The 21,925-nt window shown below is 65.3% G+C and carries 19 protein-coding genes; 7 read left to right on the plus strand and 12 right to left on the minus strand.

Translation table 11 applies throughout. The features are described from left to right. The first annotated feature begins 93 nt into the window (after positions 1-93). Positions 94-1,020 carry a LysR substrate-binding domain-containing protein gene (locus tag H5V43_RS20665; protein ID WP_037481829.1) on the plus strand — a complete coding sequence of 309 codons (927 nt, stop codon included), beginning with the start codon at positions 94-96 and terminating at the stop codon, positions 1,018-1,020. A 16-nt stretch (positions 1,021-1,036) separates the two neighbouring features. Here H5V43_RS20665 and H5V43_RS20670 read toward each other — a convergent pair whose 3' ends face one another. Next, entirely contained in the window at positions 1,037-2,776 is a 1,740-nt protein-coding gene (locus H5V43_RS20670; RefSeq protein ID WP_044661073.1) for a sigma-54-dependent Fis family transcriptional regulator, read from the minus strand. A gap of 249 nt (positions 2,777-3,025) precedes the next feature. Between H5V43_RS20670 and H5V43_RS20675 the strand changes: the two genes are divergently transcribed. Further along, positions 3,026-4,099: an aromatic ring-hydroxylating oxygenase subunit alpha gene (locus H5V43_RS20675; protein WP_025548049.1), complete on the plus strand. Its 1,074-nt coding sequence runs from the start codon at positions 3,026-3,028 to the stop codon at positions 4,097-4,099. Positions 4,100-4,180: 81 nt separating this feature from the next. Here the strand turns inward: H5V43_RS20675 and H5V43_RS20680 are convergent, their stop codons facing one another. Beyond that, on the minus strand, positions 4,181-5,197 hold the full coding sequence (locus H5V43_RS20680) for a fatty acid desaturase family protein (RefSeq protein WP_025548051.1): 1,017 nt from the start codon (positions 5,195-5,197) through the stop codon (positions 4,181-4,183). A 221-nt stretch (positions 5,198-5,418) separates the two neighbouring features. Here H5V43_RS20680 and H5V43_RS20685 point away from each other — a divergent pair, with 221 nt between their 5' ends. Together H5V43_RS20685 and H5V43_RS20690 are read left to right on the plus strand one after the other, a co-directional pair. Continuing rightward, entirely contained in the window at positions 5,419-6,681 is a 1,263-nt protein-coding gene (locus H5V43_RS20685; RefSeq protein ID WP_044661072.1) for an MFS transporter, read from the plus strand. Positions 6,682-6,902: 221 nt separating this feature from the next. Next, the gene (locus H5V43_RS20690; RefSeq protein WP_037481832.1) at positions 6,903-7,580 is read left to right on the plus strand and encodes a fumarylacetoacetate hydrolase family protein; all 678 of its coding nucleotides are present in this window, start codon (positions 6,903-6,905) and stop codon (positions 7,578-7,580) included. Positions 7,581-7,749: 169 nt separating this feature from the next. Here the strand turns inward: H5V43_RS20690 and H5V43_RS20695 are convergent, their stop codons facing one another. The 9 genes from H5V43_RS20695 to H5V43_RS20735 form a co-directional block, all read right to left on the minus strand. Next, complete coding sequence (locus H5V43_RS20695) at positions 7,750-8,541, minus strand: class II aldolase/adducin family protein (protein ID WP_025548055.1); 792 nt, start codon at positions 8,539-8,541, stop codon at positions 7,750-7,752. 82 nt (positions 8,542-8,623) lie between these two features. After that, positions 8,624-9,568, minus strand: coding sequence for an ABC transporter substrate-binding protein (locus H5V43_RS20700; RefSeq protein ID WP_157846844.1), 945 nt, complete (start codon positions 9,566-9,568; stop codon positions 8,624-8,626). After that, positions 9,558-12,140 (minus strand): TonB-dependent receptor plug domain-containing protein, encoded by a 2,583-nt coding sequence (locus H5V43_RS20705; RefSeq protein ID WP_052628174.1) that lies wholly within the window; start codon positions 12,138-12,140, stop codon positions 9,558-9,560. Before H5V43_RS20705 ends, H5V43_RS20700 begins: the two co-directional genes overlap by 11 nt. Positions 12,141-12,264: 124 nt before the next feature. Beyond that, the gene (locus H5V43_RS20710; protein ID WP_193666835.1) at positions 12,265-13,224 is read right to left on the minus strand and encodes an ABC transporter substrate-binding protein; all 960 of its coding nucleotides are present in this window, start codon (positions 13,222-13,224) and stop codon (positions 12,265-12,267) included. Position 13,225: 1 nt separating this feature from the next. After that, positions 13,226-14,314 (minus strand): LLM class flavin-dependent oxidoreductase, encoded by a 1,089-nt coding sequence (locus H5V43_RS20715; RefSeq protein ID WP_025549482.1) that lies wholly within the window; start codon positions 14,312-14,314, stop codon positions 13,226-13,228. A gap of 17 nt (positions 14,315-14,331) precedes the next feature. Further along, complete coding sequence (locus H5V43_RS20720) at positions 14,332-15,594, minus strand: rhodanese-like domain-containing protein (protein WP_044661068.1); 1,263 nt, start codon at positions 15,592-15,594, stop codon at positions 14,332-14,334. Continuing rightward, a complete protein-coding gene (locus H5V43_RS20725; protein ID WP_025549481.1) occupies positions 15,591-16,217 on the minus strand; it encodes a cysteine dioxygenase family protein in 627 nt (208 codons plus the stop codon). The genes H5V43_RS20720 and H5V43_RS20725 overlap by 4 nt, the downstream gene beginning before the upstream one ends. Next, complete coding sequence (locus tag H5V43_RS20730) at positions 16,214-17,014, minus strand: ABC transporter ATP-binding protein (RefSeq protein WP_044661067.1); 801 nt, start codon at positions 17,012-17,014, stop codon at positions 16,214-16,216. The genes H5V43_RS20725 and H5V43_RS20730 overlap by 4 nt, the downstream gene beginning before the upstream one ends. Positions 17,015-17,016: 2 nt before the next feature. Further along, on the minus strand, positions 17,017-17,835 hold the full coding sequence (locus tag H5V43_RS20735) for an ABC transporter permease (protein WP_025549480.1): 819 nt from the start codon (positions 17,833-17,835) through the stop codon (positions 17,017-17,019). A gap of 290 nt (positions 17,836-18,125) precedes the next feature. Here H5V43_RS20735 and H5V43_RS20740 point away from each other — a divergent pair, with 290 nt between their 5' ends. Then, positions 18,126-18,962: a LysR substrate-binding domain-containing protein gene (locus tag H5V43_RS20740; protein WP_025549479.1), complete on the plus strand. Its 837-nt coding sequence runs from the start codon at positions 18,126-18,128 to the stop codon at positions 18,960-18,962. 203 nt (positions 18,963-19,165) lie between these two features. On the opposite strand, the gene H5V43_RS20745 is transcribed toward H5V43_RS20740, so the two are convergent. Beyond that, complete coding sequence (locus H5V43_RS20745; protein ID WP_025549478.1) at positions 19,166-20,113, minus strand: D-isomer specific 2-hydroxyacid dehydrogenase family protein; 948 nt, start codon at positions 20,111-20,113, stop codon at positions 19,166-19,168. A 342-nt stretch (positions 20,114-20,455) separates the two neighbouring features. Between H5V43_RS20745 and H5V43_RS20750 the strand changes: the two genes are divergently transcribed. Beyond that, positions 20,456-20,707, plus strand: coding sequence for a hypothetical protein (locus H5V43_RS20750; RefSeq protein ID WP_128830762.1), 252 nt, complete (start codon positions 20,456-20,458; stop codon positions 20,705-20,707). Positions 20,708-20,720: 13 nt separating this feature from the next. Next, on the plus strand, positions 20,721-21,908 hold the full coding sequence (locus H5V43_RS20755) for an acyl-CoA dehydrogenase family protein (protein ID WP_025549477.1): 1,188 nt from the start codon (positions 20,721-20,723) through the stop codon (positions 21,906-21,908). Positions 21,909-21,925 lie beyond the last annotated feature (17 nt).

The following is a 21,925-nucleotide window of genomic DNA, read 5'->3' on the forward strand; positions in this document are numbered from 1 at the left end:
TCTAACGAAGGATAGCCTTACCCAATAATACTGTTTTATACGCTTTGAGATACCTGTAAGGCATATCTCGAACGGCATCGAAAGGCGCAAGACATGTTCGCGAACCGCATCGACATCCGCCACCTGCGCTATTTCGTGGAGACCGTGCGCCATGGCAGCATCCGGGGCGCATCCCAGGAACTCCATCTGTCCCAGCCGCCGCTGACCCGCCAGATCCAGTATCTGGAGGAAGTGCTGGGCGTGTCCCTGCTGGTGCGCAAGCGTCATGGCGTCGAACCCACCGCCGCCGGGCAGGCCCTCTATACGGAGGCGGTCAACATCCTGAACCTGGTGGAGCAGGCCTGCGCCACGACGCAACTGATCGGTCAGGGCGCGCTCGGCCGGCTGGACGTGGGCGTGTTCGGGTCCGCCGTGCTAGACATCGTGCCGCGCATCGTGCTCGATTTCCGAAAGCGCTATCCCAATGTCGAGGTGATCCTGCACAATATGGACCGCGACACACAGGTGAAGGCGTTGCAGGAACGGCGGATCGCCATCGGCTTCAACCGGTTCTTCCTGGAATATCCCGGACTGCAATGGGAAACCGTGGTGCACGAGCCGATGATCATCGCCATGCCGCGCAACCACCGGCTGGCGGGCCGCGCATCCATCGCCCTGTCGGACCTGGCGGGGGAACCGATGATCTTCTATCCCCGCGCCAGCCAGTCGGGCGGGTTCAGCAATTTCCTGCTGCGCGCCTTTCACGACCTCAACATCGAACCCAATGTCGTGCAGACGGTCGACGACGTGGTGACGGCCGTCGCCTTCGTGTCGAGCGGCGTGGGACTGGCGGCGGCGGTGGAATCGGCGCGGACGCTGCAATTGCCGGACGTGGTCTATGTACCGCTGGCCGAAGATGACGGTCCGGCCGCGTTCGACCTGTGCATGATCTACCGTTCCGGCGACGAATCGCCGCTGATCGACGGTTTCCGGCAGGCGGTGAAGACGGTGACGGAACGGCCGTTCGGCCACGGCCGTTGATTTCCGGCGGGGCCCTTCATCCGCCCCGCCGCCCCTTCCAATATTGCACCTGCGCGCGCGTCATGCCCAGCGCGGCGGCGGCGGCGCTGACATTGCCGCCGCTGCGGCACAGGGCGGCCGCAATCAGTTGATCCGCGATCTGTTGCTGGCTGAGTCCGCTGTCGAGCAGCATCGCGGCGACATCCTGCTCAGCGCCCCTGCCATGCTGGCGAAAACGGCGCGCGACGAAATCGCGGAACGGGTCGGGCACGAAGCCCTCTGTCCGGTTGCCCACGCCCAGCGTCAGATGGTGCAGGCCGATCGCCTCCCCATCCGCCGCCAGGATGACGCCCCGCTCCACCAGATTCTCCATCTCGCGGATATTGCCCGGCCAGCCATAGTCGTGGAAGGCGCGGACGACCTCCGCCTCCAGGCGCAGCGGGCCGCGGCCGTGCCGCTGGCAGAGGCGGGCAAGGAAATGATTGGCCAGTACCGGGATGTCCGCCCGGCGCTCCCGCAGCGGCGGGATATAGACGGGAAAGGGACTCAGCCGGTGGAACAGGTCGGCGCGGAAACGGCCCGCCTCCATCTCGGCGCGCAGGTCGGCATTGGTGGCGGCGATCAGGCGGACGTCGGCGGTCAGCGTCTTCGTCCCGCCCACCCGCTCATAATCGCCGTCCTGCAAAACGCGCAGCAGCTTGCCCTGCGCGGCGAGGGACAGCGTGCCGATCTCATCGAGGAACAGGGTGCCGCCGGCGGCCCGCTCGAACCGGCCGGGGCGCGTCGCGACGGCGCCGGTGAAGGCGCCCTTCTCCACCCCGAACAATTCCGCCTCCAGCAATGTCTCCGGAATGGCGGCGCAATTGACCGCGACGATCGGCCTGTCGGCGCGCCGGCTGCGCTTGTGCAGTTCGCGCGCGAACACTTCCTTGCCGACGCCGCTTTCGCCCAGGAACAGCACGGGCGCCATGGTGGGCGCGACCTTGTCCACCAGATGCAGCACCGTGTTGAAGCCGGACGACGCGCCTACGATCGCGCGCGCGCCCATATGCAGGTCCACGTCCACCGGCCCTGCGCTGTCCGGCGGCACCGGCCGACGGCTGTACGTGTCGGCGCGGAACCAGCGCAGTTCGGCGTCGGCGTCCGGCCATTCGTCCGCCGGCCGCCCGACCAGATAACAGCGGTCATGCCCCATCGCGATGCATTCCAGTTCGCGGAACACCATCGGCCGACCGAAGAAGGTGGAGGCATAGCCCGATGCATAGCCCGCCTGCTGCCATCCCGCCGGATGCGCGCCGATGCCCATTTCCTGCACATGGGACGCGCATTCCGCCGAATTGTGCCAGACATATTCGCCGTAGAAGCGCCCGGCCTCGAAATCCGCCTCGAACGCCAGTTCCTCGACCTGCACGGCCCCCTTCAGCGCATGGAATTGCGGACCGGCGCGATAGATGTCCTCCAGGCTGCCGCGATGCCGCAATTCCTGCGCGAGCTGCGCATCCGCGACGCCGGTGCCATAGCCGATGCGCGACATCAGCATGCGCGCGCTTTCATAGCCTAGCGCGCGCACCAGTTCGCGCCGCAACTGGCCCAGGACGATGTCGTCGACCAGCAGCATCCGCCGCTTGCCCAGGCGGATCTCCGCGCTTGCCGGGTCGAAATGGAAGCTGTCGCGCAGGTCGGCAAGGTCGCGGTCGCCGGTGGGCGCGACTCCCCCATCGTGAAATGCGGTCCCCAGTCCCGACTTGCCCGATGCCGATCCGCCTGCCCGCGCCATGCCCCACTCCTGTCGATTATTCGACAACCATAGGGGAAGAAGCAGATGATTTTCAACAGTCCGATCCTGTTCCACCCCCATCCAGGGGGTCGTGCGCGGCATGTCCTTCCCACCCCTTGTCCGGGAAGAACGGGATTTCGGCCCGCTTATGCGGAACGGACGGAGCGGAGACGCACAATCTGGCACGCTGCTTGCTGAACGATCCGCATCAGCCGCCATCCGTGCGGCGACCATGGGAAAAGGATCATCATGTCTGCAAAGAGCCAGTATCTCAAGCGCGCCTGGTACGTCGCCGCCCTCTCCAGCGAAGTCGATGCAACGCAGCTTTTCCACCGCCGGATATTGGGCATGTCGATCCTGATCTACCGCGATGCGCGGGGAGAGGCGGTCGCACTTCAGGACCGCTGCCCGCACCGCTTCGCCCCGCTTTCCATGGGCAGCCGGGTGGGCGACGCCATCGCCTGCCCCTATCATGGACTGCGGTTCGACGCGGGCGGGCATTGCGTCCACAACCCGCACGGCCGCGGCCAATTGCCCAAGGGACAGGTCGTGCGCAGCTTTCCGCTGATCGAACGGCACGGCTTCCTGTGGATCTGGATGGCGGAGGAGGCCGCCGATCCCGCGCTGCTGCCCGACTTCGCGCCGCTGGACGAGGGCCATGCCAACGGCGTCGGCCACACCTATATGAAGTTGCCGGTCGATTACCGGCTGATCCTGGACAATGTCATGGACCTCAGCCATGTCGACTACGTCCATGGCGAGATCATCACGACGCGCGGACAATTGTCGCCGCTGATCCCGCAGGTGGAGGAAACGGATCACAGCGTTTCGGCCAGTTGGGACTACAGCCAGACCCCGCCCATCGGAATCTTCGCCCCCTTCCTGCCCCGCCCGGAGGAGACGGCGCGGCACAGCATCCGCGTCACATGGACGGCGCCCGCCAACATCCAGTTGTCGATCGCGGCCGCGCAGGACGATGTGCCCTTCGAACAGGGCGTCAGCCAATATGACCTGCACAGCTGCACGCCCGGCGACGAGAATGAGACCCATTATTTCTTCGCCACGCGCCGAAACCATGCGGAAGAGGATGGAGACTATAACAGGTTCAAGACGGCGGCCATGCACGCGGCGTTCGAGACGGAAGATGGCCCCATCATCGCCGCGAGCCAAAGGGAGATGGGGGGCGAGGAATTCTTCGACCTCAAACCCATGCTGCTGTCCAACGATCTGGCGGCCGTGAAGGTACGCCGACAGCTGCAACGGGCGATAGATAATGAAAATGCGACTTCAAGTGGATGGGGCCGCGCCGTTGCCCGGTCCTGAACCAAAATAGTCGGGCGGCGCCGGGATTTCGCGCTTCATCGGCAAGAAGCGCCGGGCGTCAGGCGCGAAAACAGGTCGGCATCAGGGATTTACTTCCGGGCGGGCGACAAGTTCGCCTTCCCCTGCCGGCAGGGGCGGCGGCATCAACTCCCGGATCACGCCCCAATAGCTCTGCGTGACGTGCGCTTTCGCCGCATAGACCGGATCGGTCATCAGATGCGCGTGCAGCCGGCGCAGATTGGGCCAGGGCACCGACGGGAACAGATGATGTTCCAGGTGATAGCTCACGTTGAAGGGCGCGATCAGGAACCTGTCGAGCAGGGTGGGGATGACCGTGCGCGTGCCCTTCAGCTCGCTTTCGTCGGAGACGCCGTTATGCTCCGCCATTGCCCGGATCCGATTGAAGACATTCGCCCAGATGAACTGCGGGATCAGCAGGAGCCCCAATATCTTCCAGCGATAGGGCGACAACAGGATCAGGCCGTAGAAGAGCAGCGCCCACAGCACATAGCGGATGCGCAGGCCCAGGGGAAAATCATAACCGAAGCGCCCGGGATTGTGGAAATTGGCGAAAGGCGCCCAGACACGGCTGTCCCGCGCCATGCGATAGAGGTTGAGCCCGGTCACGCTGCGGACCAGCAGCCAGGCCATGGCAGCGGCGCTTTTCGGGAAATGCTGGTCGGAATCCCGCCGCTGGACACGATAATCGCGGTCGCGCAGCGTGTTGGTGTAGCGGTGGTGATGCAGGTGATTGGCGCGGTACAGGTCGACGCTGAAGCCGAGCGGATAGGCGACGAATATGTCCCCTATCAGGTCGTTGAGGCGCCGATTGCTGAACAGCATGCCGTGACATGCATCGTGCATCATCACTGCCAGGCACTGAATGCGCGTTCCGATGACGATGCCGGCCAGCAGGTAAACCGGAATTCGGTCGACATGGATGGCGATCGCCCCGGCCCCGATCGCTATTGCCCATTGGAGGACGAGCAGCAGAGCGTTGCGGCGATCGTCGATGACGGAAAGATCGCGGATCAGCGCCAAAGTGCCCCGCCGCGAATATCGATAGCCGGGGGGACGCTCCTTGGCGCTTTCTTCCATGGGAGTAGGTCTCCGAATGCAACATCAAACCGTCGCGGACGCTATGATCGGTGCGATCCGGCGTCAAGCTCGCTCCTGATGCGGGCGCTCGCGCAGCGCATCGGATCGCCCGCCGCCGCGGGCCAGTTTTCCTGAAGGGCGGACAACCGGTCCATCGCGCCCGTTCCACAAAAGGTCGGGGCGGCGATTGCCGCCATGCCGGATGGTGATAAGGATGGCTTATGCCCGCCTCTGAACCACTTGACCGCCGTTCGCTCACCCTTGCGGCGCTGTCCACCGTGGTCGAATGGTATGATTTCACCCTGTTCCTCTACCTGGCCACGGTGCTGGCGCGCGTGTTCTTCGTGGGCGGGAATGCGATGCTCACGACGCTGGCGGGGTTTGCGGTCGCCTATCTGATGCGGCCGCTGGGCGCGATGGTGTTCGGGCATTTCGGGGACCGGCATGGGCGAAGGGCGACGCTGCTCCTGTCCATGGCCTTGATGACGGTGGCGATGCTGCTGAGCGCCCTGCTGCCGACCGTGGCGCAGATCGGCCCGCTCGCCGGGATATTGCTGCTGGCCCTGCGGTGCGTGATGGGATTTGCCGTGGGGGGCGAATATACCGGCGTCGTCGCCTATCTGCTGGAAGGCGCGGCGCCGCATCGTCGCGCGCTCGTCACGTCGATGGCGGCGGCGACCAGCGAGGTCGGCGGGTTGCTGGCCGCGGGCGCGGCGGCGCTGACCGTGAGCCTTCTTCCCGCTCCGGCGCTTGAAAGCTGGGGCTGGCGATTGCCGTTCCTGTTCGGCGCGGCGCTGGCGGGCACGATCCTGGTGGCCCGCGCGGCGATGCGGGAATCGCCCGAGTTCGCGCTTCATCGCGCGGCAGGGACGCTGGTGAGCAGGCCGCTCGGTCATGCGGTATCGCGCCATGGAGCAGGCGTGGCGAGGGGCTTCGCCATCTCGGCCCTGGGATCGATCACCTATTATGTCGGCATCACCTACCTGCCGATCCATCTGGTCTCGTCTGGCGGGCTCGGCGAGGCGGAGGCGCTCAAACTGGCGACCGTCGCGGCGGTCGCGGTGATTGTCGTGACGCCATTTGTGGGCCTGGCCGCCGACCGGTTCGGGCGTCGCCCGGTGCTCGTCGCCCTGGCCGTCCTGTCGGCCGCGCTGCCCTATCTGTCCTTCCGACTGCTCGCCGGAGCGGGAACGTCTTCGGCGCTGGCCGGCGCCGTGGTGCTCGCCGCATTGGCCGGCGGCGTCAGTGCCGTGGGCGCGGTGACGACGGCCGAACAGGTTCCGGCCGAAGGGCGGCTGAGCGGGCTAGCCCTTGGCGCCACGACCGCGACCGCATTGTTCGGTGGCCTAACGCCGTGGCTCGCGCAACTGCTGACGGAGCGAACAGGATCGACCGCGGCGCCGGGCATCATGATCGCGCTGGTGTCGCTGGCGGTGCTTCCCGTGCTGCTGACGCTTCCCGAGACGCGGCCGCCACGAGGCTGAACCTCAGAGACCGAAGCGCCCCTTGGCTTGGGGCCGTCCAGAAATTGCAGGCCGTGAAGCTGGGCTTTGGGTGCCCCTGCCCGCAAAAAACCTTCCCAACGCCTTTCGCGACAGCAGGGCTATTGCCTGATCGGGGGCAACTGTGCTCATCGGGGGCAGCGCGCCATGGGAGGATCGCATCCTCCCGCTTTCGTCGGCGCCCGGCAGAATGAGGACTGGCCATGCATGCGATCCCGAAGCTTTCCCCCGCAACCATCGCCATAGAAGGATCGCAGGAGCGCTTTCCCGTTCGCAGGATATTCTGCGTCGGTCAGAATTACGCGGACCATGCGCGGGAAATGGGGTCCGATCCGGACCGGGCGCCGCCCTTCTTCTTTTCAAAGCCCTCCGACGCCGTCGCGGCGAATGGATCGCGCCTTCCCTTTCCGCCCTTGACGAGCGATCTGCATCACGAGGTCGAGCTTGTGGTGGCGCTTGGTTCGGGCGGTGCGAAGATCGGCGCCGAACAGGCGAGCGCCGCCATCTGGGGTTGGACTGTCGGCCTCGATCTCACACGCCGCGATCTGCAGTCGGAGGCGAAGAAGGCGGGCCGCCCCTGGGACATGGCCAAGGGGTTCGACGATTCCGCACCCGTCGGAGACCTGCGCCCCGGCCTGCCGCCGTCGTCGGGGGCCATTTCGCTGGCTGTCAACGGAGAGCTTCGCCAGTCCGGCGACCTGTCCCAGATGATATGGTCGGTGCCCGAAATCATCGCCAATCTTTCGACCTATGTGACGCTCGCCCCCGGCGATCTCATCTTCACCGGTACGCCCGCTGGAGTGGGGCCGATAGGAAGAGGCGACAGGCTGGTCGCGTCCATCGCCGGATTGCCGCCGCTGGAAATCTCCTTCGAGGATTGAATGCAGGCCCGCGCCCGCTGCGCATCCGTTCGCCGGCCTAATCGACCGCATAGGGTTTCAACCGAGCGCAAGCCGATGCGCGCATCGCCCGGCACGCGCTCAACGGACAGTCACCGACAAGGAGAGGAGCGCGGCGGACACAGCCGCGCATCCTTCCTGCGCCATGCCCTCAGGCGTCGAAGCCGGGCGACTGGCGCTGCGCCTTGCGGAGCGCGGCCTCCCAGACGAGGTCGTAATGCGATCTGGCGCCTTCGACCGGCTTGCGCTCGCGGCTCATCTGGCGGCGGACTTCCTCCTGCGCGGCTTCCGGGGCGATCAGCACCCTGTCGCGGCCCACGGCAAGGCTGCGGACCTGCGCCTTGCAGGCTTCCTCCAGATGATAGATGCCGCTGAACGCCTCGCCCGGCGTCGAACCCAGCGCCAGCGTGCCGTGATTGCGCAGCAGCATGACATTGGTGTCGCCCAGGTCGGCCACCAGCCGTTCGCGTTCGTCCAGATTGAGCGCCACGCCTTCATAATCGTGGTAGGAAAGGCGCGGGATCAGGGCCAGGGCGCGCTGGTTGAGGGGCAGCAGCCCTTCGGCATGGGCCGACACCGCCATGCCGTCGGCGCTGTGGAAATGGGCGATATAATGGGCATCGTCCCGCGCGCCGTGGATCGCGCTGTGGATCACATATCCGGCATAGTTGATGCTATAGTCGCTTTCCCCGATGACATTGCCGTCGAGGTCGACCTTGACCAGGCTGGAGGCGGTGATCTCATCGAACATCAGGCCGAAGGGGTTGATCAGGAAATGATGCTCCGGCCCCGGCACGCGCGCCGAGATATGGGTGTAGATGAAATCGTCCCAGCCATAGAGGGCGGACAGGCGATAGAAAGCGGCAAGATCGACGCGGACCTTCCATTCCGCTTCGCTGATGCCCGACTGGCGGAAACGGTCGTCCTTCAAGACTGTGGCCATGGCGCTGCTCCTTTGCGCGGTATTTTAGGGAGGCGGCGGGACACCGCCCAATGAGAATGACTTATCGATCGATTGGCGACGCTCATGCGGGGAACAAGCCTGCGTCCACGATCGAGGCGACGTCGATATGGGCAGGCAGCTCGCCATCGGCATGGAAGCGGTCGACCACCCGTTGCAACGGCTTCACCACCGTCGCGTCAGGCGGGATCAGCAGCGGGTTCTGCCGTTCCACGATCAGGGCGGCCAGTTTGGGGTCGACCTTCGTCTGCCGGACGAAGATACGGGCGTAGTCGGCGGGATGCGCCTGCGACCACAGGCTCGCCTTGCGGAGGCGGGCGAGGACGTCGCGCAGGGCTTCGCGCTTCGCCGGGTTGTCGAGCGCCGCTTGCGACGCGGCGATCAGGGTCAGGCCGCTGTTGATCCCCTCCCCGTCGCGCAGCACGCGCGCGCCGCGTTGTTCGGCCGCGAGCTGGTAGGTGCCGAAGGTCGCCCATGCCTCTATCTGCCCGGCGGCGAAGGCGGCGGCGGCGTCATTGGGCAGCATGAAGCCGATGTCGACCTTTCGCCGGTCGAGCTTCGCTTCCTTGAGCGCTTCGAGCAGCAGATAATGGGATATGCTGCCCCTCGCGCTCGACACGATCACGCGCTTGCCCGCAAGGCCCGCGACGGACCGGATCCGAGAGTCGCCGGGCACGAGAATGCCGATGTCCCTGGTCGATGAAATCGAACCCGCGATGATCTTCAGCGGCACGCCGGCCGAGGCGGCCAGCACGACCGGCAGGTCGCCCGCCGGAGCGGTGTCGACCGCCCCGGCGTTAAGCGCCTCCAGCAGCGGCGCGGCGCCGACGAAATTCGCCCATTGCACATCATAGGGCAGGTCGTTCAGGGCGCCCGCCGCCTCCGCCTTCGACTCCAGCAGATGGACCTGGTCGCCCAGCACCAGTTTCGTGCGGCCGCTTTTCCCCGCGCAGGCGGCGAGGCCGAGGGCGGCCGCCCCCGCCAGGAAGGTCCGGCGATCAGAAAGCAAGCGCGATCCGTCCATAATAATAGCCGCCTGCGGGGTTGAAGGGCGACGGGCCGTAATAGCCCTGCCCGGTCTGGGGATTGCCCGGCCCGTTGGTTTCCGGGCGGACGTCGAACAGATTGGTGGCGCCCACCGAAAGCGTGGCGAATTCCGTCACCTTCGCGCTGACGCTGGCGTCGGTGATGACCTTCGCCCCGAAATGACGGTCGTCGCCCGCCGCCGTGCGCTGCGTATATTTGCCGTAGCGGGTGGCGGTGAGGCTGAAGCCGAAAATGCCCTTGCTCCAGTTGAGCGTGCTGACCAGTTTCGTGTGCGGCTGGAGCACTTCCAGCTCACCGATCTTGTCGCCGCCGAAGAAGACCGAACCCGCCCCCAGCAGCGAAGCGCCGGTGGGACCGAAGAGTTGCGACGGGGTGGCGACGACGTCCGTCACCTTGGTCTTCGAATAGTTGAAGGCGAAGGTCAGGCCCAGCTTGCCCAGATCGCCCAGGTTCCTCGAATAATCGGCCACCAGGTCGAAGCCCTTGGTCGTGGTGTCGGCGGCGTTGATGAAATATTCGGCCTGTTCGATGTCCGACAGGCCATTGGCGGCGAGGATGGCGGAAATTCCCGGCCCGAACAGGCGGCCGGTGCGTTCGATCCGGTTCTTGATGCGGATATAATAGCCGTCCAGCGTCACCGACAGGGACGGCGTGGGCGTAAAGACGAAGCCCAGCCCGGCATTCCAGGTCTTTTCCGCCTTGAGCGGCTTCGCGCCCAGCAGCTGGCCGACGGCGGAATCCGCCGTCACCAGCTTGGCGACGGTGGGGCGCAATTCGGTCTGGCCGGTCTGCGCGTTGAAGAAGGAGGAGGTGCGCCCATCGGTCTGCGCATAGCCGATCTGCGTCAGCGACGGCGCGCGGAAGCCCGTGCCCACCGTGCCGCGAACGGCGAAGGTGGGGCTGACCTCATAACGGCTGTTGAGTTTCAGGCCGACCGGACTGCCCGAACCGTCGCTATAATGTTCGGCGCGGATCGCGGCGCCGATATACCAGGCGTCGAGCGGATAGATGCCGAGATCGACATAGCCCGCATAGACCTTGCGGCTGATGTCGGCTTCATCGGCGGGGGAGAGGACGATGCCCCCCTGCACCACCGGCGAGGCGGTGACGCCGACATTCCAGTCATATTGCTGGTCGCCGGGACGGAAGCTGTATGTGGCCGGTTCATAGGCCAGCGGATCGCCCGCGAAGGTGCGGAAACGGTCGAGCCGATATTCGCCGCCAATGGAGATTTGCAGCGGTTGGGCCAGGCCGATCTCAACCTCCCGATGCAGATCGACATTATGGGTCCATTGCCGGAACTCGAAATTGGCGAGATTGGGCCAGCTCGTCGGGCTGGTCGGTCCCAGCGAAGGACGAACGGACAGTTTCGAATATTGATGGCTGTAGTTGCGGCCGAAGGAGGAGCTGACATCATAGTCCCAGCCCCAGAGCCTCCCCCGAAGACCGCCGACGAACTGGAAGTCGTTCTCGTCTATATTGTTGAGCGGATAATAGCCGTCCGGGAAAAGCGCGGTGAAATTGGCGGTGCTGTTGGGGCGGCGGAAATTATTGCCGATCTGGGCGTCGCGCTCGCCATAGGTGCCGAAGCTGTAGAGGGTGGCATTCTCCGTCACCGGCAGTTCGGCATTATAGGAGAGGTTGAACGCCTTGATCTGCGGGTCGCCATTATGCGCGCCGTCGCGGCTCCATTGGGCGTTGCGGGCATTGGCGGCGGCGACATTGGCCAGCACCTGATCGCGGGTGAGGCCGCTGGTCGCCGCCACCTGGTCCACCGTGCGGTTGGCGGGAAGGCCGTAGATGTTCGCGTCGGTCGCGGGCAGATTCCACCAGGCGCCGCCGCGCTTGCGGATGTCGCCGCTCAGGGTCAGGAAGCCATCCTCCCCGATCTTCGTGCCGTAGCGGATCGTACCCTTCCAGCTGTCCGGCCTGCCATTGGCGTCGTAGAGCGTGCCATAGGTGAAATCGCCGCTCAGCCCTTCCTTCTTCGCGAGTTGGATATTGATGACCCCGGCTATGGCGTCCGTGCCATATTGGGCGGCGGCGCTGTCCTTCAGCACCTCGATCCGGTCGATCGCGCTGGTGGGAATGAGGTCGATGTCGACCGGGTTCGCGCCCGAGGTGTCGGCGGTCGAATTGTTGAGGAAGGCGCCATTGTGCCGCCGTTTGCCGTTGACCAGCACCAATGTGTAGGCGGGCGCCAGGCCGCGATTGGTGACGGGGCGCCCGATGGAGAAGACGCCCGCATGGGTCGCGCCGAAATTGAGCGAGGGCAGCAATTTGGACAGCGCTTCGCCAAATTCGGCCGAGCCGGTGGCCTGCAACTTCTCCGCGCCGACCACATCGATGGGCGCGGGGCTTTCCGCCACGGTGCGGGGCGCGCCGCGTACGCCGGTCACGATGATGGCGCTCGAATCGGCCGCCTCGGCATCCGCGCTGTCAGGTGTTGCAACGGTCTGCGCGAGCGAGGGCGCCGACGTCAGAAGTACCGCGGCAAGCGCGGTCGAGCACAGATAAAGGCGGTCAAGGTTCATGAATATATCCCCCGGTTTCCGGGGACCATCTATTTACTATCGATATGATTGAGAAATGACTTCGCTAGCCGATTCATGAGTAAATCTGAATTTTAGATATGCTTGGCGGCGACGAAGCTCAGCTTCATCCGCCCGTGCCGAAGCTGCGGTCGAAGGCGTCGGCCACCGGGCGCTTGCCCTCGGTCAGACCGGCTCTCTGGAAGCGCTGCGTGATGTCCTGCTCATGCGCGACGATCTTGCCGTTGATGGGCCGCGCCACGCGGTTGTTGCGGTCGAAACTGGCGCGGGCGATGTCGAGCGGCAGTCCGGTTTCCTTGGCCAGCACCTGCGCGAATTCGTCCGGATGCGCGCGGGCCCACTCGACGGCCTTCGCCTCCCGCCGGAGGAAATCGGCAAGCAGGGCGCGCTTGGGGCCGATGGAATCGCCATGGGCGATGTCGATATAGACCGGCAGGCCATAATCCTTCGCATCGACGACAGCCCGCGCGCCTTCCTTGATCGCCACATTGGTATAGGGCGTCCAAATGGACCAGGCGTCGATGGCACCGCTGTCGAAGGCGGCCTTGGCGTCGCCGGGCGGCAGGAAGGTGACGCGCACCCGATCCGCCGGAATATGCGCCCGCTCCAGCGCCTGGAGCAGCAGGTGATGGCCGATCGATCCGCGCGTCGTGGCCACCGATTTGCCGATCAGATCCTGTATCGAATGCGCGGGCGATCCGTTCTTCACCAATATGGCCAGCGCTTCGCCAGCCTGGGCGAAGGGCGTCTGGATGCCTATCGCCTTGACCGGGCTGCCGCTCTGATAGGCGAAGATGAAGGGCGCGTCGGCGGCAAGGCCGAGGTCCGCGGCGCCGCCGCCCACCGCTTCCAGCAAGGGCTGGGCGGCGGGAAATTCCGACCATTCGACCGTGTAGGGCGCATCCTTGAGAACGCCCGAGGCGATCATCATGGATTTGACCTGCCCCTTCTGGTTGGCGACGCGCAGCACCTTGTCGTCGCCGCCACCGAATTTCGCGGCGGCAAGGCCGAAGCCCGCCACCGCCACCAGCGCCACCGCGATGATCGCACCCCTGTTCTTCGCCATGTCAGCCCGCCAGCGCCAGTTCGGCCTTTTCGCGCTCGGCCACCTTGCGCCGCACGACGGGGAGCAGTTCCCGGCCATAGAGGATGGAATCCGCCAGCGGATCGAAGCCGCGGATCAGGAAATGGTCGATGCCGACGTCATAATAATCGAGCATGGCGTCTGCCACCTGCTCGGGCGTGCCGACCAGCCCCGTGCTGTTGCCCGATGCGCCGGTCAGCGCGGCGACGCCGGTCCATAGCCGCTTGTCGCGCCGGTTGGCGCTGGCGGTTTCAAGCAGGCGGAGCGACCCCGCATTGGGCGGGCGGTGGCCCGTCAGCGGCAGCCCGGCGGCGGTGCGGTTCTCACGCACCTGTTCCTCGATCTCCGCCGCGCGCTTCCACGCCGCTTCCTCCGTATCCGCAATCACCGGACGCAGCGACAGCGAGAAGCCGGGATCGCGGCCATAGCGCACCGCCGAGCGGCGCACCTGCCGAACGGTGTCCTGCACCGCCTCCAGCGTTTCGCCCCAAAGGGCATAGACATCGGCATGGCGCCCCGCGACCTCGATCGCCTCGGGCGACGAGCCGCCGAAGAAGACCGGCAGATTGTCGGGCTTGACGGCGCTGAACGCCTGCTTGACGTCGTAGAACCTGCCCTGATGGTCGAAGGGCTGGGCCGCTGTCCATTCCCGCCGCAGGATCGACAGATATTCGTCGGTGCGGGCGTAGCGTTCCGCCTTCACGCTTCTGGTGTCGCCGTCCCGCGCCATTTCCTCGTCGGCGCCGCCGGTGATGATGTGGACGGCGACGCGGCCGCCCGACAATTGATCCAGCGTCGCCAGTTGGCGCGCCGCGACCGTGGGCTGGGTGAAGCCGGGCCGGTGCGCGACCAGGAAGCCCAGGGTCGAAGTAATCGCCGCCGCATGGGCCGCGACGATCTGGCTTTCCGGACTGTTGGAGCTGAAGGGGATCAGCACGCGGTCGAAGCCGCCCTCCTCCTGCGCCTTCGCCGCCGCTTCGACATAATCCCTGTCGAGCGCGCGGCTGCGCACCGCCGACTGGATTTCGGAGCTGTTGTTGAAGCCGATATAGCCGATGAACTTGACGCTCATGATCGTTTCCTTCCCGATCAGATCACGAAGAAGCCGTGGGTGCCGTCGCGCTCCAATTGGGCGACGAGGCCATATTCCCAGTCCAGATAGGCCTGCATGGCGGCGGCCTTGTTGTCGGTGCCTTCATAAGGGCGCTTGTAGCGGCCCTCCGGCCCGCGCGGGCCGGGCGCGCCATCCGGCCCCTTCTCCAGCGTCACGGCGGACCAGTCGACGTCGAGCACGAAGACCTCCCACCCCAGTTGCGCGAGCCAGGAGGCGGTCATGTCGGCGCGGGGACCGAGGTCGTCGGTGACGACGATGCGCGCGCCGCGCACCGGGGCATTATGGTCGGTTTCCTGCACCAACTGGCCGCCCTGCGCGTTACGGAAGCCGGGGAGATGGCCGCCCTCATATTCGCGCGGCTGGCGCACGTCATAGAGATAGAGGGTGCGGGCCTTGTCCGCCTTCAGCTCCTCCAGTTCGCCCCAGCCGATGCGCTTCACCCCGGCGCGATAAGCGACATCGCGGGCATGGGCGCGGGCCTCCTCCGCCGAGCGATTGTCCACCTCCGGCGCGACGCGGGTCTGGCCGGTCTCCAGCTCCTGCCCGGCCAGCGTCCAGCCGATCGTGCCGTTGCGCAGCGCGAAGATGCGGTTGGGCAGGCCCGCATTGACCAGCGACTGCGTGCCGATGATCGACCGCGTCCGGCCGGCGCAGTTGACGATGATCGTCGTATCGGGATCGGGCGCGATGGTCCGGGCGCGCAGCACCAGTTCGGCGCCGGGCACGCTGGTGCCGGTCGGAATGCTCATCGTGTTATATTCGTCGTAGCGGCGGGCGTCGAGGATCGCGATGTCGGCCTTTTCCCGGATCAGCGCCTGCACCTCCTCCGCTGCCAGCGAGGGCGTATGGCGACGATGTTCGACCAGTTCGCCAAAGGCCTTGGAATAGCTGTTCACATCCTCGAACAGCTCATAGCCCGCCTCGCGCCAGCCGGTGAGGCCGCCTTCCAGTTCGCGGACGTCGGTATAGCCCAGCCCCTCGAACCGCACGGCCGCCTTGCGCGCCAGACCTTCGCCATTGTCATAGACGACGATCGGCGTGTCGAGCCGGGGGATGCGCCAGCGCGCTTCCTCGTCGATACGGCGCAGCGGTATCTGGGCCGCGAAGAGGGGGTGGCCCTGCGCGAATTCATGCTCCTCGCGCACGTCGATCAGCGCGATCTCGCTGCCCACCAGCAGGGCGCGGCGAATATCCTGCGGCGTGGCAGTCTGAATACGGTCCAGCGTATCGGTGGTCATGCGTTTCTCGATCTGTCCCAGAGGTTGGGGATCACGCCGTTGGCGTAACCCGATATGAAGGTCTTGGGCGTGCCGTCGGCGGCATAGGTCGCCCGCTCGACCGCGCCGATATTGGCGCCGTAGACATGGATGCTGATCGACGGCCGGTCGGGCAGGCCGTTGGTCACGCGATGAATATCGCCGATGCGGGGGGAGACGGCGTCGACTTCGCCCTCGCGCAGAAATTGTTCGCCATGGGGGATCAGCCGGCCGTCGGGCGACTGGCGGAAGCGCTCGACCTTTTCGACGCCGCGCAGCACGCCGACCAGGCCCCAGACGGTGTGATCATGGATCGGGGTCGACTGGCCCGGCCCCCAGACGAAGCTGACGACGCTGAACCGTTCCCGACTGTCGCAATGGAGCAGATATTGCTGATAGCGGTCGGGATGCGGGCGGGTGAATTGCTCCGGCAGCCAGTCGTCCCTGGCGATCAGGCGGCTCAGCAGGGCGCGTCCGCTTTCCAATATCGCCCCTTCATCGCGGGTCGCCGCCAGCAGGTCGGCAAAGGCGGTGACGAAGCCGCGCAGGCGACCGATGTCCGCGGCGCCCTCGACGGGTCGTTGCAGGGTCGAGACAGCGTTCATTCGGCTGCCTCGGCAATAGGCGCGAAAGGAACGACGCCCTCGCCATGATCCTCGCCACCGAGATAGGAGAGCAGTTTTTCGCGCAGCCGCCCGGAAATAGCGGAGCGTTCGCCGCGCGGAACCGCGATCCGCTCCTGCGCGACGATGCGGCCCTTGTCGAGCACCAGCACCCGGTCGGCCAGCGCGATCGCCTCCTCCACATCATGGGTCACGATCAGCACGGCGGGCCGGTGCGCGCGCCAGAGCGACAGGACGAGGTCGTGCATGCGATAACGGGTCAGCGCGTCGAGGGCGGCGAAGGGCTCGTCGAGCAGCAGCAGCTTGGGTTCGCGCACCAGAGCGCGGGCGAGCGCGACGCGCTGCGCCTCCCCGCCGGAGAGCGTCAGCGGCCAGGCGTCGAGCCGATGACCAAGGCCGACCTCCTTGAGCGCGGCTTCGCTGCGGTCGCGCACCCGGTCGCCCTTGAGGCCCAGGGCGACATTCTTCCATACCGGCTTCCAGGGCAGCAGCCGCGCATCCTGGAACACCACGGCGCGGGAATCGGGGACTTCCACATCCTGACCCCGCACCTCGTCCAGCCCGGCGAGGGTCCGCAGCAGGGTGGTCTTGCCCGAACCCGAACGACCCAGCAGCGCGATGAACTCGCCGGGCGCGATGTCGAGGTCCAGGCCGTCGATGATCGTGTTGGGACCGAAGCGTCGGGTGAAATCGCGCAGCCTCACCACCGGTTCGGGATGCGGAATATCGCTGTGGCCGGCGGCGCTTTGCAGGGCGGTGAATCCGAGACGGGCGTCCATGCTTATTGCTCCACTATGCTGGGGCGCCAGATCAGGGCGCGGGCTTCGACGGTGCGGACCAGCCAGTCGGCGCCAAGGCCGAGAATGGCATAGACCATGAGGCAGACGACGATGATGTCGGTCCGCATGAAATCGCGGGCATTGTTGATGAGATAGCCGAGCCCCGCCGAAGCGTTGATCTGCTCCGCCACGACCAGGACCAATATGGCGACCGACAGGGCATAGCGCAGCCCGACCAGCAGCGAAGGCAAGGCGGAGGGCAGGACGACGTGCCAGATCTGCTCCCAACGGCTGAGACCGAAGCTTTTCGCCGCATCCAGCAGGCGCAGGTCGACGCCGCGGATGCCGCTGTAGAGATTGAGATAGACCGGAAAGACCGCCGCGAAGGCGATGAGCGCGATCTTGGGCGTTTCCCCGATCCCGAACCAGACGATGAAAAGCGGCGTGAGCGCCAGCACGGGAATGGTCCGCTTGATCTGCATCAGCGGGTCGACCGCCAGTTCTCCGGTGCGGGACAGTCCGGCGACCAGACCGAGGGCGAGGCCAAGCCCCACCCCGATCAGCAGGCCGACGGCGACTCGGGCGAAGGACACCAGCAGGTTCGCGGGCAATTCGCCCGACAGCAGCATCTCCACCAGCGTCCCGATAACGGCCGAGGGCGCGGCCAGCGTGCGTTCGGGAATCAGGCCGCTGCGCGACCCCAATTCCCACAGCAGCAGCAGGAGGACAGGCGAAAGCCAGCGTCCGCCGAAGCGCGCCAGGGAAAATTTCTGCACCCCGCCATGCGCATGGCCGCGCCTGTCCGCCGTCAAAACCGTCATCAACTCGCCCTCTCGATAGGTGAGGGAAAGCCCAACATGAGTTCTCTACTGTTTCAATTAAGTTTTAATTGGCCGACCTATGAGCAGCGCTCATTTGAACCGGTTGAGCCTGAATCGGACGCGTCCGACCGCAGAAAATGGCGGGTTTGCGCGTCCGGATCGTTGTGGCCAAGATTTTTATGCCCTCTTTAAATCTCTACTATTTTGATTGATATATAAGTCTTCGCGATAAGGCTGCGACTCCGTTCCCGGCTTCGGATCGGCTGTGCTTCCCTTGCTATGAGGTTTTCATGCCGGTCAATCTGCCTACCAATCTGCTCCGCAGCTTCGTCGCCATCGTGGACACGGGGTCTATGCTGAACGCGTCGGAGCAGGTGTTCGTGACCCAGTCCGCGCTCAGCCTCCAGATCAAGCGGCTGGAGGAACTGGTGCAGCAGACCCTGTTCCTGCGGGAAGGCCGGCGGCTGAACCTGACCTCTGCCGGGGAAGTGCTGCTCGATTATGCGCGGCGGGTGCTGATGCTGCATGACGAGGCGGTCGCGGCGGTCAGCGCAGGCCGTTTCGCCGGCCCGGCGCGCATCGGCATGGTGCAGGATTTCGCGGACAGCCTGCTCAGCGGACTGCTGTCGCGCTTTTCCGAACTGCATCCCGATGCGCAGATCTATGCGCGGGTCGCCGGCACGGCGGAGTTGCAGACATTGCTCGACCGGCGCGAGCTGGACATCCTGCTGGGTTTCGCCGCGCCCAACGATCCGCATGCGGTGACGGTCGCGCCGATGAGCTGGTATGGCGAGGCCGCGCTGGCGGAGCGGGAGGTGATCCCGCTCGCCGTGCTGGAGGAACCTTGCCGTTTCCGGGAGGCGGCGATCCGGGCGCTGGAGGATAGCGGGCTGCAATGGCGGATCGCGGTGGAGACGCCCAATCTGGCGACGCTGAAGGCGGCGGTGGGGGCTGGCCTGGGCATTACCTGCCGCACGCATCTGTTCCTGGAGAACGACCAGGTGCTGGAGCATGACGGCCTGCCGCAACTCCCGCGCGTCGCCGCGATCCTGCGGGCTGGGGAAAAACTGGACAAGGCGGCGCATCGGCTGGCCGAATTGGCGCGGGAAACGGTGCAGACGCTGTAGCGCGGTTTCGGATCCGATTGACCGGATCGCAGCTTTTAGCCTGTAGTTGTCGTTATGGATTGGCCAGTCATTGCCTGGAAATCGCTTTGGCGCGCCGGACGGCAAATTGTCGCCGCCGAACCGCCATGCCGAAACCGGTTCAGCATGACGATGATGATATGTTCGACGGCATCGCTCCGGATCGGTCCTGATGCGGCTCCTTCCTAATAACCACGCGCCGGGTCGACGATGTCGCTGGGCTTTTCGCCGCGGATGAAGCGGGACAGATCGTCGTTCACCTTCTCCAGCAAGCGGTGGCGGATCAGGCTGTAGTTGCTGGAGATATGCGGCGTCAGCCGCACGCGCGGATGGGTGTAGAGTGCATGCCCCTCGGGCAGCGGCTCCGGATCGGTGACGTCCAGCGTTGCGAAACCCAGCCGCTCGCTGTCCAGCGCATCGATCAGCGCCTCCTGATCGATCACCGAGCCCCGCGCTATGTTGATGAGATGCGCGCCGGGCTTGATCCGGGCGAACAGGGCTTCGTTGAAGAGGTGGCGGGTCTCCGGCGTTCCGGGCACGGCGATGACGATATGATCCGCCTCCGCCGCCAGCGTTTCCAGGTCGCGGACATGCTGCACGCCGCTGATGCCTGATTGCGCGCCGCTTCGCCGCAGGCCGATGACCTGCGCGCCCAGCGCCAGGCCGCGCCGCGCCACCGCTGCGCCGATCGCGCCCAGCCCGACGATGCCGATGGTCGTCCCGGATACGCGGCCCAGCGGGCGAGGAACCCACTGATCGCGCGAACGGGCAGTCGCCGCCTCCAGATTCTTGGCATGGGCATAGATGGCGGCGATCACATAGTCCGCGATCTCCTCCGACGCGACGCCGCGACCGCAGGTGACGAGCGGGGCGTCCAGCAGCCAGCCGGGGTAGAAATCCACCCCGGCCGAGGCGCTATAGACCCATTTGAGCCGCCCCGGCCATATTTTCGGCCGGGCCTCCTGTGTGGATCGCCGCCAGGCAAGGGAAGGCCGCACCAGCAATATGTCCGCCTCGTTCGCGGCGGTCCACGGTTCATCCTCCGCCACGTCGATCAGGGTCGGGGCGGACGGGTGCAGGCCAAGGCTGCGGTTGAAATCAGGTTCCAACTGGCTGGCGATGATCAAGGACATGTCAGTTCCCCGGCACGGCGACTCTTGCCGAAGGGTCCGTGTTCCAGCACTGCCTGCCGCGCAAGTTGCTCATGAATGCCGTGCGGCCGGCCCGGTGCTCGGGCGGGCGATACAGGATAAGGATGGGTTGTCATTTTGAAATCGCGATAGAAGTTGCGATGAACATGCTCGCTTGCTCCAGCCAAGATGTTCCTGCCTCCAAAGCCGATGTCGGCATGGCAGGCTCAAGGATCGGCATAGGGAATATACCTGGCTGCCCGCGCTCACATCTGAATTTTTCTCAAGCATGAACTCGAGAATTTAATGGCTCACCGGGGGCGACCGAATTCAGGGCGACACTTCATGGGGATTCCGATTATGGCTGGAGGAGAAGCCGGTGGGGAACATCAGGCGCCTGCCCCAATGAGAAAATGCGATATTGGGATTTATGATATAAAATTGACGCGCCCTTTTGTTGCGTCCATTGGCTTTCATGGTGGCTCGACAGGGTTGATCGCTCGCCTGATCGGAGATGTTGTCGAGTTCCGGCAGCGGGCGGAAGCGGCGAGGAAAGACGTCGATCAGCCATCGGCAATCGGTCCTTTTTTGATATAGCGCTGGGGAAATAATGGCGACAGCATCCGACTTGCGGCCCACTCCTGTCCCGGACGAAGTTTTGGCCATTTTGCGCGAGCGTTTCGCTGCAACCGCCGCCGATCATGATCGCGACGCTTCCTTTCCCTTTGCAAATTTCGCCGCCTTGCATGAGCATGGATTATTGGCGCTGACGATTGCGCCCGAAAGAGGTGGCCGGGGCGCGGACCTTGCGGAGACCAGCCGAGTCGTGCGGGAGATTGCGAAGGGGGACCCTTCAACGGCGCTGGTCCTCATCATGCAGTATCTGACCCACGCCGGCGTGCGCGGCAAGGACCGCTGGCCCGCACATCTGCGCCGCCGTGTCGAGGCCGAAGCAGTATCGCGGGGGGCGCTTTCCAATGCATTGCGTGTTGAGCCGGAACTGGGCACGCCCACGCGCGGCGGCCTGCCGGCCACCACGGGGAAGCGCGACGGGGAAGGCTGGCGGATTTCCGGTCACAAGCTCTTTTCCACCGGAAGCCCGATCCTGAGCTACATGATCGTCTGGGGCCGTACCGAGGGCGACGATCCGCTTGTCGGCTACTTCCTCGTGCCGGCAGGCAGCCCGGGCATACGCATAGAGGAAACCTGGAATCATGCGGGGATGCGCGCAAGCGGCAGCCACGACGTCATCCTGACCGATGTGGCGATTCCGTTCGACCACGCCGTCGACTTGCGGCGGCCGGAGGAATGGAACGAGGATAATTCGCTCCAGCTCGCATGGATGGTCGGCCTGCTGGGCAGCCTCTACGACGCGGTGGCGCAACAAGGGCGCAACTGGTTTGCGGAATTTGCGAGCAGCCGCATACCGACAAATCTGGGGGCGCCCCTATCCTCCCTTTATCGTTATCAGGAACTGCTGGGCCGCATGGACGCGCTTCTGCTGAACAACAGGATATTGCTGCAGGACCTGATCCGCCGTACCGATGAAGGGTCGCCGCCTTCCGCGTCGGACGCGCAACTCCTCAAATATCTCATCACCGGCAACGCCATCGATGCCGTCGCGCTGGCGGTGGAGGCCACCGGCAATCCCGGGCTTACCCGCAACAATCCGCTTGAGCGCCATTATCGCGACGTGCTGTGCAGCCGCGCCCATGCCCCGCAGAACGATTCGATCCTGACTTCTGCCGGACGCGCCGGTTTCAGCCGACAGGCGTCGCCGCGGAAGGGCGATAGGTGACGCCCCATCGCCCTTCC

Source organism: Sphingobium fuliginis (assembly GCF_015074805.1).
Taxonomy (GTDB): domain Bacteria; phylum Pseudomonadota; class Alphaproteobacteria; order Sphingomonadales; family Sphingomonadaceae; genus Sphingobium; species Sphingobium fuliginis.